The following is a 12,130-nucleotide window of genomic DNA, read 5'->3' on the forward strand; positions in this document are numbered from 1 at the left end:
CCGGCAACGCCCGCCTAACGGGTCGTCAGGGGAGACACTAATGACACCAGCCGTTCTGGCCCGGCAGATCACCACCGGACTGCGCAGAATGCTCCCGGGCGGAGACGACGAGGCGGCGTTCACCCACGCTTCCGCCGGCCGCCCCGTCGGTCGGGCCTCCTCCACTCAAGATGGCGCAGGATCTCGCGCCACAAATCTAGCTTGTGCACGGATTCTTCCGGGATGAGAACCTGGATTAGCAGGACTGTGGCCGGGATGGCGGTCGCCAGTACCATCCAGATCCCCGCTGCCCACCACGGCGCCCCCGCCATGGCCAGCCCAGCCCCCGACCATTCCCGGCAGGCCCTAACTTCACGGCCTTGGCCTAAAGAGCCCCCACCGGGGCATCATGCCAGGTCAGACAGCAGGCGACGCAGAGAAATTGTGCGTCTGGTAGCCCTTGCCGTCGTTCGCCCATTCCAGCATCAGGCGTCCGTCGCCGTACGTCTTGATGCCGGTCTTGTAGCTGATCGTGGGCGTCGTGTAGCTGTTGTTGTAATTGCCGTTGCTGGTGGAGTTCTCCAACCGTGACTCGATGCCGTAGTAGTTGCCGGACTTGACGACCGGGTCCGCGCCCGAGACCGACTTCGCTTCCCACAGCCGGAAGTACGCGGCGTTGAAGATGCCGGTGTCGTCGACGCCCATCACCGGGCCGTCCCACGAGATCTTGGCGTAGCTGTAGACCGTGCCGCTGGAGCGCTTGGCGCACATGGAGACCGTGAAGTCCCAGTTTCGGCGCCCCTCACCTGGCCCGGGTGACGGTGCGAGGGAGCAGGTTGCGCAGGAGTTCTGCGGTCTGTGCTTCCATGTCGACACCGCCGCCCAGTTGCTCGTTGATGCGTGCGAGCCGCGCGGCGGCTGCACGCAGGGCGTCGATGTCGCCGGCGGCGTGGTGGGCGAGGAAGATTTGCCGGTGCAGCATCTCGCTCTCCTCGGCGGCGAGCAGACCCTGGCGGGCGGACCACAGGGCGCCGGTGTAGTCGCCGGCCTCGCAGCGGCGGCTGGAAAGTTCGTGCGCGACGTCCACGATCGCCGAGACCATCTCCTGGATCGCCGGTTCCGCCCACGCGTAACGCTGGGGGTCGATGCCGGTGAACGGGCGGCCGCGGACAAGGGCGAGCGCCCGGCGCAGGGCAAGGTCGCCGTCTTCGTCGTGGCGGGACAGGCCAGTGCGGGCGAAGCGCTGGAATCGGGTCCAGTCGCAGGTGACGGCAGCCCCGAGGCGGTACCGGTTGTCACCGGTGTCCTGGACACGCGGGAAGTAGGCGTTGGCATCGGGGTCCTTGCCGAGCCAGGAGCGGGCGCGGCTGATGACGGCGTTACGCATCGTCTTGTTGACGATCTGTCCGGGCCAGAGGGCGTCGTCGATGGCGTGGTGGTCGACGCCAGAGTTGAGCGCGAGGTAGGTGACGAGCTCGGTGGCGGTGCGTACGCGGTTGGAGTCGATGCGGCCGGTGGCGCCCTCAATGCTGATGGGGCCGAGAACGAGGACGGCCGGGCCGTCTGTCGCGGCCGGTTCGCTGAGCGGGGGTGCGGGCGGCTCAGGCTCCGTGGATGGTGCGGGGATCGTGACGTGGACGGCCGGCAAAGCAGGAGCTGCGCAGGGAGTGGCCAGGTCGAGCACGACGTCGGCGTGGTCACTTGCCGGCGAAGGCACGGTCGGGATGCGCGGGGCGGGGGCGCGGTCTTCAGCGGCGAGCACCTCGGCGAGCGAGGGCCCGGCAGCGGGCGCTGCGTCCTCGGTCTGGGTGTTCCCGTCCGTGTCCGTCTTGATCAGATCGATCGTCGGAGCCGGAGCGGGTGCCTCGTTCCGGGCCTGCGGATCTCCGGTTGCTGCGGATTCACCGGCGCCAGTTTCATCGTCTTCTCTCAGGGCTTCCTCTTCGAGTTCGGCGTACTCCGCGGGCAGGCCGTCCTCGCCGGGTTCCTCACGGGGAGCGTCTTCTTCGGCCTTGTCGTCGTCCGGGTCTGTGCTGGTCCAGTCGGGGGCGGGGACGTCGCTGTCACTGGCGGCCAGGGTGAGCAGCTCGATGGCGTCGGCGAAGTGGGGGTCGCTCAGACCCTGCAGCGTGATGGCCAGGTTGGAGCCGGGCAGCACGATCGTGGCGTCGGGGCTCTGGCACTCCAGCGTCCACGCCGCGGCCGGTGTTTCGGGGTTGGTGCTGGACGTGATGACGGCGCCGGCTGCTCGGGGCTTCTCGGTGAGCGTGTCGAAGAGCGCCCTGACGTGGTCGTCGTCGGGCAGCTTCTGGGCCAGAAGGATGTGCGGGGTCCAGGCGCCGCCGGCGTCGTCGCTGAGCCGGGCAACCCGCAGACTGTTCGCTCCGACGGAGGCCAAGGCGCGGCGCTGATCGGCGGTGTGGCTGGCGATTTCGGTAGTCGCCGCGGCAATGTCGGCGATACGGGCGACTCGTTCGGGTGCCGCGTCGTCCAGGCCAGGCGTCGTGTCGCCGAGGGCGGTGACTTCCAGGTGGCCCGGCAGTGGGGTGCTGGCGAGCTCCACGGCGATGGCCTGCAGGACGTGTCGGGCGAATTCGGTGTCGCCGGCCAGGTGGAGGATGCCGACGTGCTCGAGGTCGACCAGGACGAGTCGGCCCGCCGCGTCCCAGCCGATCGAGACCAGCGCCGGGTAGGGGGCGTCCGCGTCCTTCAGCGCTTCTTCGTCTGCCAGGTCCGGGCTGCTCGCGGCGCAGGTCCATAGGTCCTTGCGGCCGGCCGCGGCGGCAAATGGCTTCATCGGCACGGTGTCCTCGGCCAGGTGCAGCTCGACCTTCGACTCGTGCAGGACGACCGCCTCGATGACCGGCAGCTCCCGCTCGGTGGAGGCGAGGTTCAGGGCGAGGGAGCGCAGTGCGGTGCCGAGCAGGTCGAAGCCGGTGGGGTGTTGCGCGGCGCGTAGGCCCTGCTCGGTGGCGGCGGCGCGGCCCTGGGGCATGGGGATGCGTCGGCCCGGTCGGCGGCGGCGCTGCTGAAGGATCCGGCGGGTAGCCAGCGTGCCGATCAGCGCAGCCGCGAGCGCGCCGGCGCCCATCCACAGGGCGGCCGGTGCGAGTGCCTGCTCGTTGACGTCTTGTTGCTGCGCGGCAGGCGTCTGCTCACGGCCGGCGTCGCTCGGCGTCGGCGTGGGGGCGGGGGCGGGCGTGCTGTTGCCGTCGGCGGACGGCTCGGGGGTACGCGAGGGCGCCGGCGTCGCTGTGGGTGGCGCCTGCTGCTCGTGTGGATGCTGATCCGTCTGATCCGGAGTCTGGTCTGTGGGGTCAGGTGCTTTCTGGTCGTCGCTCCCCTGGTCGGAGGGGGCGGGCTCGTCCGGTGCCTCGCCGGCTTGCGGCAGGTTCAGTTCCTGGCCCGGGTAGATGAGGTTCGGGTTCTCGAAGCGGCCGCCGCCCGGTGTTTCCTCGCCCTTGTTGGCCTCGTAGATGTCCGGCCACCGGGTGGGTTCGCCGTAGGTGTCGGCGATCGACCAGAGACTGTCGCCCTCCTTGACCGTGACGCTCTTGGGACGGGCCTCGCCGGCTTCACTCGTCGCGGAGTCGGCGTCCTGGTCGGCCTCTTCCTTGGCATCGGCCTGGTTCTGCTTCGGGGCCGGGGTGGTGGCGGCCGGGTCAGCGTCCGAGGCCGCGGTCTTGGCAGGTTGCGGGGTGGGGCTGCTGGCGGCGGCGACGGGCCGGGCATCGGCGGGCAGCTTGATGACCGCACCCTTGGGCAGGTACTGGTCGCCAGCGGCAAGTTGGGGGATCTCCGGGTTGAGGGCGGCGATGTCCTTCCACCGCTTCCCGTCACCGAGGTACTCCTCAGCCAGGTCCCACGGCAACTCCGACGCGGATGAAACGGTGTGGCGCGGCCAATCGGCTTCTTCGGCAGCCGCCGAGGCCTTCCCGCTCGGCGTCGCGCTCGTACCGGTCTCGCCCACGGTGTGTACGGCTGTCGCCGCGACCGCGGGCGTCATGGTGGCTGCCGACGCTGCGGTGGGGGCAAGCAGCACAATCGCGCCGACGAGGAAGCCGGCGAAGGACTGCAGACCGCCCAGGCCCTTGATGCGAGGTGCGGAGCGGCGGCGCAGCACGGCCACGATCTCGACCAGGACGGAGAAGGTGAACGCGGCCCAGGCCGCCCAGCCGATGCAGGTGAGGACGACTAGGAACAGGGATCCGTCGTCCTGTTGCATCAGGTCGAAGCCGCCGGCGAGCTCGGTCGGCTGGTGGCCCACCTTGAGGAGCAGGTACGGCACGCCGCCGACCAGGGCCACCAGGAGGGCCAGGCCGAGCAGGGCCCGCAGCAGGGCGCCCATGGCGCGCAGCGGGGCAGGGGTGCGGTGGGCCATGGTGCGGCTCAGCCTCCAGCTTGGGTCTGCAGATGTGCTCGCGCGGTGCCGGTCACGTTGATCGTGGACATGCCGACGAATGTGGCGAAGTGGGTGGTGTAGGTGTCGTGCACGGTGACGGTCAGGGTCTGTCCGCCGTTGGTGATCTGCACGTCTCCTTGGACGTTCGCTGCTGCGAGGTAGTCCTGGGCGGCGCCGACGGCGGCGTCCGGGTCGATGGTGATGGCGGTGCCCTCGATGGCCTGCGCGGGGTCGAGCTGCTGGCCTGCGGTACGGGCTGCTTCCTGGGCGAGTGAGGTGGCCCGGTTGCCGGCGTTGAGAGCTCCTCCCCCGTCCACGAGCAGTCCCATCACCATGAGGATGGCGAGGGCGGACAGGGCGAAGAAGATGGACATCGAGCCCCGGTCCCGCTCTTGGTCCGGGGTGCGTCGAAGGACGAAGCGTCGGCACAGTTGCCGGATCACTGACGCCCCCTAAAGGTATCGATGGGGCTGGTCCACGAAGCCCGGAGCGTCTTACTGCCGGGCAGCCCCGGCAGCCCGATGTCGGACAGGTCCGCCGTGCAGGCGATGCTTGCCGTCACGTTGGCGTCGACCCCGATATCGAGCGAGTAGCCCGCGGTGTCCACCGTCACGCTGGAGGTACGGCACGTGATGCCCTCGCCCTCCAGACTGCGCGCGGCCGCGGCCTGTGCCTTGTTCTGCGCGCTGCCGGCGTCGCGTTCCAGGGATGCGGCCCGGGCGGCGGCGCGGGCGGCGGAGTCCACGGCGCCGTCGGCGTCGATCACCCTGCCGAAGGCCACCATCAGGAGCAGCAGAGCGATCATCGCGGGTGCGAGGACCGCGGTCTCCACGGCGTAGCTGCCCCGGTCACGGCGCAAGGCACGCGTAAGGCGCCGTCGTGTGCGGGCGATCATGGGTTTGTCCAACGTTCGATGGGGGCGTCGGCGTACTGGGTGACGTGCAAGTTCAGGCCGGGAACGAGGGTGGCGACGCTGCCGCGCACGGTGATCCGGATCTCCTCGGGGGTGCTGCCTGCTGAGGACACGCTCGCGCCGCGGACGCTGCCGCCGAAACGGGAGAGGAAGGCCTGCGCCTGGGCGACGCCGTCACCCTCGCTGGAGCCGAAGGCCCGCCCCGTCTCGGCTCCTTGGCGTGCGGCGGACTGGGCGACCTTGCGGGCATGGAAGTACAGGCCGACCTGGATGCAGGTGAAGACCAGGCCCAGCACCACCAACGCCAGGACCGCGAACTCGACGCTGGCGAAGCCACGGTCCTCGCGCCCCCTGGCGAACACTCGCCGACGGCTACGTTCCTGGGTTCTCACACCACTGCCCTCCCCTCCCCCGTTCTGGTCCTGTTTCAGCCGCCGCTGATGATGCCGACCTTCTCGGCCACCTTCGTCTTGATGGCCAGGGCGACCCCGGCGGCCACCACAATGACGACGGCGGTGATCACGGCGACCTCGGTGGTGCCCTGGCCTTCGTCTCTGGCCGTCTTCAGGCGTCCCCAGTGGGCCTTGAGCAGCAGCGTGAGCGCTTCGATGTTCATCGTTTCTGTTCCTCCGGGTCAGCTGACGAGAATGGTGAAAGTGAGGGGGATCATGACGAAGACGAGCATGAGGACGACGCCGAACGTGACGGGCAGGACCATCGCCGCTGACGCCTCGTTCGCCTGCGCCTTCGCGTCGGACAGCATCGCAATCCGCAGCTGGCGGGCCTGCGCCTGCAACGTGGCGTAGACGGCGGCGCCGTCCCCGGCCAGGGCCAAGGTGTCGGCGGGGCGGGTCAGTTCAGGAATGTCGAGCTCGTCACCGAGCTGCTTGAGTGCATCCCAGACAGTGACGCCGGCGAGGTCGGCCTGGTGGAAGACCTGCCGCATCCTGACGAAGATCCAGCCGTCGCCGACTTCCGCGGTCTGGGTCAGGGACTGGGCTGCACCGGAGTTCGCGATCCTCGCCAGTGCGACGCGCTCCAGATAGGAGGCCGCGGCGTGGCGGACGATCAGCCGGGCGGCTGCCGCGGACCGGGCGACTTCCCGGCCGGGCAGGAACCAGAACAGTGCCGCCAGCGCGAGCGAGATCAGCGCGGGCACCGTGAAGGGGAACCCTGCGCCGGCCAGGGCGAGCAGGGCCTGCATCAGCTGCGGGAGCAGCAGCCCGTACAGCGCGAACAGCACCCGCTTGCCCAGGTGCGCGGCCGGGCTGATGCGCAGCAGCTCGAGGTCTTTGACCGGCAGAGTCAGACGTCCGCCGAACTCGGCGAGCAGCCGGTTGCCGACCCGCTCGGGAAGCGAACCGGTGGCCGCGGGTGCAGCGGACGGCAGGAGCGTTCTGGCCTTGGAGACGTCCAGGCGGTCCAGCGCGGAAGCGAGGTCGCGCCTGGCGGGCAGCGCTGCGCGCACGGCCAGGCCGATCAGGGCGCCGGCGGCGGCCGCGGGCAGGACTGCTTGCATCGGAATCATGCGGCCCCTCCGGTGGTCAGGTGGGTCGGGGGCAGCGGGTCCAGGAGTCGCGGGTCGGGCTTGGTGCGGGCGATACGGCGCAGCCAGGACAGGGTCCAGGCAAACATCACGCCGAGCACGGCCAGGACGATCTGTCCGGCCGGTGACTGGTACCAGCCGGACCAGCCCTCGTTGAGCATGCAGCCAACCACGACGATGGAGATGACCACCGAGACCATGCGGGAGCTTTTACGGACCTTGGCGCGGTCGGCTTCGATGTCGCGGGCGTCGGCGGCCTGCTGGTGGATTGTGACCGCGAGCGCTTCCAGGGCGTCGGAGAGGCCGGGTCCCTTGTAGACGGCGTGGCTCTGGAAGAGCAGCACCACGTGGTCGGAGACCCCGTCGGCGAGCTCGTCCGCGAACAGGGCGAACGCGTCGTGGGACTCCATTCCGGAGCGCAGCCGCTCAGACAGGGCCTGCACGTTCGCGGCGATCGGACCTGGGGCGTTCTTCGCCGAGGCGCGGATAGTCTGCGGCAGGCTGATCCCGGCGGTGTGGACGCCGGCGAGGTGGTTGAGCCACTGGCCCAGTGCTTCGAGGCGTTCGATGCGGTGCACTGCGGCGGTGCCCGGGTTGAGGATGAATGGCAGCCCGAGCACGGCGGCGCCGGCGAGGAGGCCGTGGACGGGCCACCCGGTCCAGGCCCAGACCACCAAGGTGGCGACGGCGGCCGTGATGACCAGGTGTCGCCAGCGGTTCTGCCATTTCTCCGGCAGATCGGACTTGGCGCGCTGGATACGGTCGGCCATGCGGGAATTGGGTTTGACCGGGTCGGGGATGCGGCCGCGGAGCTCGCGGAGCGCGGCGACGATCGCCAGCAGGGTAAGGACGGCGCAGCAGGCCGCAACCAGGGCCAGTTGGGATGTGGTCATCGCGCACCCACCGTCTGTAGAGCCGGTCCCCACCAGCCATACGGGTTCTCGGTCAGCCATTGCCGGGCGAACTTGCCGGTGCGTTCCAGCTCGTCGATAAACGTCGGCATGTTCTTGTACACCGCTCGGACTTCACCGCCGTGCGGGGCGAACAGCTCGGTCGTGGTGGGCCGGCCGCCCTCGCCGACGACGTCGTGGATCTCGTAGATGTTCGAGACGAAGCGGTGCTTCTTGCCGCCGATCGCTGTCTCGTCCAGGTAGGTGAGGTAGACGACGACGTCGATGGAGGAGGCGATGAGGTGGTGGGCAGCTTCGGTCGCCATGCCGGCCTCGGTGCACAGTTGGACCAGGCGCGAGACGATCGCGTGCGGCCGGCGGACGTGGAGGGTGCACATGGATCCGGAACCGCCGGCGGACATCGCCTGCAGCATCGGCACGATCTCCGTGGACCGGACTTCACCGACGATGACGCGGGTCGCGTTGTACCGCAGCGCGGTGGCGAACATGTCGGAGATCGTGACCTCGCCGGCCAGCTTGTCGCCGTGGCGCTCACCGTTGGACTGCCGTGCTTCGAAGGCGTAGGTGATGGGGCCGGGCTTGGGGCCCGGTTCGTCCAGGTAGAGCTCGCGGTCCGTTTCCAGCGTGACCAGTCGTTCGGCGGGCGGGATCTCCCGGCCCAGCGCACGCAGCAGGGACGTCTTCCCGGCGCCCATGTCGCCGACGACCAGGATGTTCATCTTGGCGTGGACGCAGGCGGTGAGAAACGCTTCCAGGAGGGGGTTGATGGAGCCCCACTGGACGAGCTCGGCGATGCCGTGCTGGCGGATGCGGTGCTTTCGGATGACGACCGACGGGCGGGTGGTGAGCAGGGAGGCGGTGACGCGGGAGCCGTCGGGCATGCGGAAGCCGACCATGGGGGTGGCCTGGGTCAGGGCACGTTCACCGTGGCCGGACAACCTCGCCATCCGGTTGACCCAGGTGATCAGCTCTTCGTGGCTGTCGGAGACGCGGTCAATCGTCTGCCGGGGCTTGTCGTGGTACTCGACATGGGCGCGCAGGCCGTCGACCATGACGTCTTCCACACCGTCCTGGTCCAGGAGGGACTGCAGTCGGCCTCCGCGGTACATGGAGTCGAAGACCGCGGTGCCGATCGCCGTCTCCTGCTGAGCGGTCAGCGGGGTGTTGCCCTGGGCGTACTTGGTCGACCAGTCGGCAACAGCGTTGCGCACCAAGGCCTTGGCCAGGGCCCGGCGGTCGGGTTCCTCCAGCAGCTTGTCGGGGTCCTCCACGCTGAGCTGCTTGGACACCAGCGCCTGCAGGTCCTCGATGACGTCCCACCCGACCGGGACTTCACCGGGCAGGCCCGCCAGCCGCGGCACTGCTGCCGGGTCGGCCGGCACGGGCACCGGGGCCGGCACGGGAGCTGCGGGTGCCGGCTCGTCGGGGCGGCGGTGGCCGATCTTCCCAGCGAGCAGACCGGCGATGTCTGCGCGGCCCATCGGCGGCGGGGTGCCGTTCATGCCGGGGCGCTGCTGAGTGTCAGCCACGCGCTCCACCCCTCTCTGTCAGCCGCCGCAGGACACCTGCCAGTTGAGGGTTGGCGGGGCGCGGCGGGTACTGCTGCTGGATCCGGCGCCGGGTGGCGGTCGCTTCGAGGTGCTCGGTGGCCGTACGGGCGTGGCGCAGGAGCAGGCTGCGCCCGTAGCCGCGGGGCGGGCGCCCGCCGTGAGCGAAGTAGTGGGCGGTGTCCGGATCCCAGGGCAGTGCAGCCAGCACGGGAGTCTTGAGCGCCTCGGCGACCTGGTGGGCGCGGTACGGACCATCCTCGATGAGGAGGAGACCCAGCGCATCGCGGCCCGAGCCGCGTTCGGCCAGCTCGGTACGCAGTGGGTCGATCAGGTGCCGGGCCAGGGTGAGGGAGTGCTCCGCGCCGCGTACGACCATGAGGACCAGGTCGGCCTGGTGGAGGAGCGGGGCCGGGGTCAGGGAGGTATGTAGGCGCCCGGATTCCAGGGCCAGGCGGCCGGCGTCGACGAAGACGTCGTATCCGGCGTCGTCGGCCATCACGTGCATGACTTCGGACAGCGCTGGCCAGGTTCGGCCGAGCGCAGCGGCCTGACCCGGGTCGGTCAGGCCGGGAAGGAGCTTGCGATGACCGGCCTCGTCCAGGCCCCACAAGTGACTGGCGAAGGCGTTGGCGAGCGCGACGGAGCCGGTGCGCTCGGCGGCGGCCAGGTGGTACAGCCCGAAGCCGGCACCGACATGACCCTGCAGAAAGCCGGCCCGGATCGTGCCGCCGGCGGGGTCGCACTCGGCGAGCAGCGAGGGGCGCTTCGAGGCGAGCGTGAGAGCGAGGGCGGTGGTGGTCACGCCGGATGATTTCGCGGAGACAAGCGCGGTGACGGGCATGGTCACTGGCCTCGCGGTTCACGCACGAGCGCGATGTGGCCCTGGGCGGCGCGGGTGGCCAGCAGGGGGCCGTCGGACGGCGAGACGGCGAGGTTGACGACGACCGTGCCGGACGCGTCCGGGCGGGACACGCCCACGACGACACCCTTGATCGTCGACGGTGGCGCCTCAGTGTCCTGGTCGCCTGTCTGCTCACCCTGCGCAGGTGTGGTGACGGCGAGGACCTTGTCGCCGGGGGCGAGGGTGCCGGCCGGGGCCTGGCCCCGCTTGACTTGCACGCCGACCTGCTGCTTGTCGTCACCCAGCCCGGTGCCTGCGGACAGCTGCGAGGTGGTGAGCAGCCCACCCTTACGCAGATCCACGGCGGGCCGCTTACCGACAACGGATGCCTTGTTCGCAGCGGGCACGGGAGTAAGAGCGGCGTCGGCGCTCACCTCAGCCACCGTCAGGTCAGCGTCGGTCAGGGCCTGACCGGCGGGCACATCTCGAGCGATAGCCAGGACACGGGTCCGGTCGCTCGCGGACGTTACGGCAGCAGCAGCGCCGAGCCCGGCGACCGCGGCCAGAACGATGCACAGGGCGGCCACCGACCACCGGCGCTCACGCTTGACCGGCGCCGTGGTGGTGATAGGGAGCGCGGGGCGGGGCGGGGCGGCCGGGCGCGGCACCGACGGCGCGGCAACGGGGGATTCCATGCGGTGAAGTGCCTCTCGGAGTTCAGGGTGCGCTAGTTGAGGACCTGGACCTCGGCGACGGTGATGTCCACATCACTGTCGCGGATCTCGGTGAGCTGGCCACTCTGGCCGCCGCCCGTCCAGTCGATCGTCCACGTCGATGTCGCGGTGACGTGGTACTTCCCGGACTCCTGCGTGGAGGAGGGCTGCCTGTATCGGTAGCCGCAGTCCGGAGAGGGCTTCTTTCCGTACTCGGCCTTGTATGGGGTTCCGGCGGTGGTGCAGGTGATGGTCTTCCCGTCGCCCATCTGCCAGACGATCCGGGTCACCCTGGCCGTCGCGGTGACGGTGACTCCCCCGGCTGAAGCCGAGGCGGTGTTCGGGCCATACGTCTCCGCGCCCCTCGCAGTCCACATGTAGACCGGCATCCCGACCACGCCCTTGCCGCCAGGCTTGGGGGTGATGCCGATCTGCGGGCCTCGCAGCAACATCTTGTCCACAGCTGCCTGGGCCAGAACAGCAGGGTCGACAGCTGCAGCCGCAGGAGGTGCGGCAGCCCAGACCATGGTCCTTGTCGCCATGCTGGAAGTCGCCGGGTCTTCATCGAAGGAGCAGATCTTTTCGTAAACAGCCCCGTCGCCCGGCTTATGGCCCTCCCAGTCCAGGCTGTCTGCCGGAGGTTGTGGCTTGGCAAGTTGGTAGACGCAGTGCCAGCGGCTTTCTTCACCGCCTCCGCTCCCTCCGCCCGTTTCCTTTCCACCCCCGCTGCCAGGCTTGCTGGATCCGGACGTGCCTGGCACATGTACGCCAGCGCACGTCCACTTCCCGCATGGTCCTACGCCCGTGCCTGGCGCAGAGTCGGCGTGGGCCGGGCCGGGTGTGATCAGCGTCAGCGCCGCCAGCGCGACCAACCACGGCAAGGCGCGCCGACCGCTCAGCATGTCTTGTCCGTCGGCTCGTCCCGGATGACCTTCCAGCCCTCGGGCCAGCGTTCCACCGTGGACACGACAACGAATTGAGTGAGCCGGTTCGTCGGCAGGGCTGCCGGCTTCTTGGTTTCGGTATTGATGACCTGCCAGCGGCTGATGTCCAGGCAGCTGGAGAGGGTGGCGTTGGGGACCTTACGGTCGATGTCGAGCTTGGTTACGGTCGGGTTCCGTACCGAGACCTCGCCGATGTGGATCAGCTTTCGGGCGTGTGTACTCTTCGCGTCTGCTTCAGCCCGGATCCACCGGCTTGATGCCTGTGGATAGCTTCTCCGAAAACGAGGAAGTGCCCTGTGACCTGCGATGATGGGAGTTCTTCACGCTTCCA

12 protein-coding genes are annotated in these 12,130 nt (G+C 69.6%); all 12 read right to left on the reverse strand.

Annotation, left to right across the window (positions count from 1 at the left end):
• Positions 1-396: 396 nt before the first annotated feature.
• The 12 genes from AB0I23_RS28660 to AB0I23_RS28715 all read right to left on the reverse strand — a co-directional run bounded on the left by AB0I23_RS28660 (position 397) and on the right by AB0I23_RS28715 (position 11,397).
• The gene (locus AB0I23_RS28660) at positions 397-750 is read right to left on the reverse strand and encodes a hypothetical protein (RefSeq protein WP_330481467.1); all 354 of its coding nucleotides are present in this window, start codon (positions 748-750) and stop codon (positions 397-399) included.
• A gap of 31 nt (positions 751-781) precedes the next feature.
• Positions 782-4,360: a LysM peptidoglycan-binding domain-containing protein gene (locus AB0I23_RS28665; protein ID WP_359113521.1), complete on the reverse strand. Its 3,579-nt coding sequence runs from the start codon at positions 4,358-4,360 to the stop codon at positions 782-784.
• Positions 4,361-4,368: 8 nt separating this feature from the next.
• The gene (locus AB0I23_RS28670; RefSeq protein ID WP_330481465.1) at positions 4,369-4,755 is read right to left on the reverse strand and encodes a pilus assembly protein TadG-related protein; all 387 of its coding nucleotides are present in this window, start codon (positions 4,753-4,755) and stop codon (positions 4,369-4,371) included.
• A gap of 65 nt (positions 4,756-4,820) precedes the next feature.
• Positions 4,821-5,276, reverse strand: a complete 456-nt coding sequence (locus AB0I23_RS28675) for a TadE family protein (RefSeq protein WP_330481464.1) — start codon at positions 5,274-5,276, stop codon at positions 4,821-4,823.
• A complete protein-coding gene (locus AB0I23_RS28680; RefSeq protein ID WP_359113524.1) occupies positions 5,273-5,686 on the reverse strand; it encodes a TadE/TadG family type IV pilus assembly protein in 414 nt (137 codons plus the stop codon). The genes AB0I23_RS28675 and AB0I23_RS28680 overlap by 4 nt, the downstream gene beginning before the upstream one ends.
• 35 nt (positions 5,687-5,721) lie before the next feature.
• Positions 5,722-5,910 (reverse strand): hypothetical protein, encoded by a 189-nt coding sequence (locus AB0I23_RS28685; protein WP_267010000.1) that lies wholly within the window; start codon positions 5,908-5,910, stop codon positions 5,722-5,724.
• Positions 5,911-5,928: 18 nt separating this feature from the next.
• Entirely contained in the window at positions 5,929-6,822 is an 894-nt protein-coding gene (locus AB0I23_RS28690; RefSeq protein ID WP_359113526.1) for a type II secretion system F family protein, read from the reverse strand.
• Entirely contained in the window at positions 6,819-7,733 is a 915-nt protein-coding gene (locus tag AB0I23_RS28695; protein WP_359113528.1) for a type II secretion system F family protein, read from the reverse strand. Before AB0I23_RS28695 ends, AB0I23_RS28690 begins: the two co-directional genes overlap by 4 nt.
• Entirely contained in the window at positions 7,730-9,280 is a 1,551-nt protein-coding gene (locus AB0I23_RS28700) for a CpaF family protein (RefSeq protein ID WP_359113530.1), read from the reverse strand. The genes AB0I23_RS28695 and AB0I23_RS28700 overlap by 4 nt, the downstream gene beginning before the upstream one ends.
• Positions 9,273-10,103, reverse strand: coding sequence for a hypothetical protein (locus AB0I23_RS28705; protein ID WP_359113532.1), 831 nt, complete (start codon positions 10,101-10,103; stop codon positions 9,273-9,275). The genes AB0I23_RS28700 and AB0I23_RS28705 overlap by 8 nt, the downstream gene beginning before the upstream one ends.
• Before the next feature lie 41 nt (positions 10,104-10,144).
• Positions 10,145-10,837, reverse strand: coding sequence for an SAF domain-containing protein (locus AB0I23_RS28710; protein WP_359113534.1), 693 nt, complete (start codon positions 10,835-10,837; stop codon positions 10,145-10,147).
• 32 nt (positions 10,838-10,869) lie between these two features.
• Positions 10,870-11,397: an ATP/GTP-binding protein gene (locus AB0I23_RS28715; RefSeq protein ID WP_359113536.1), complete on the reverse strand. Its 528-nt coding sequence runs from the start codon at positions 11,395-11,397 to the stop codon at positions 10,870-10,872.
• Positions 11,398-12,130 lie beyond the last annotated feature (733 nt).

Source organism: Streptomyces atratus (assembly GCF_040655115.1).
GTDB classification, from domain to species: Bacteria; Actinomycetota; Actinomycetes; order Streptomycetales; family Streptomycetaceae; genus Streptomyces; species Streptomyces atratus_D.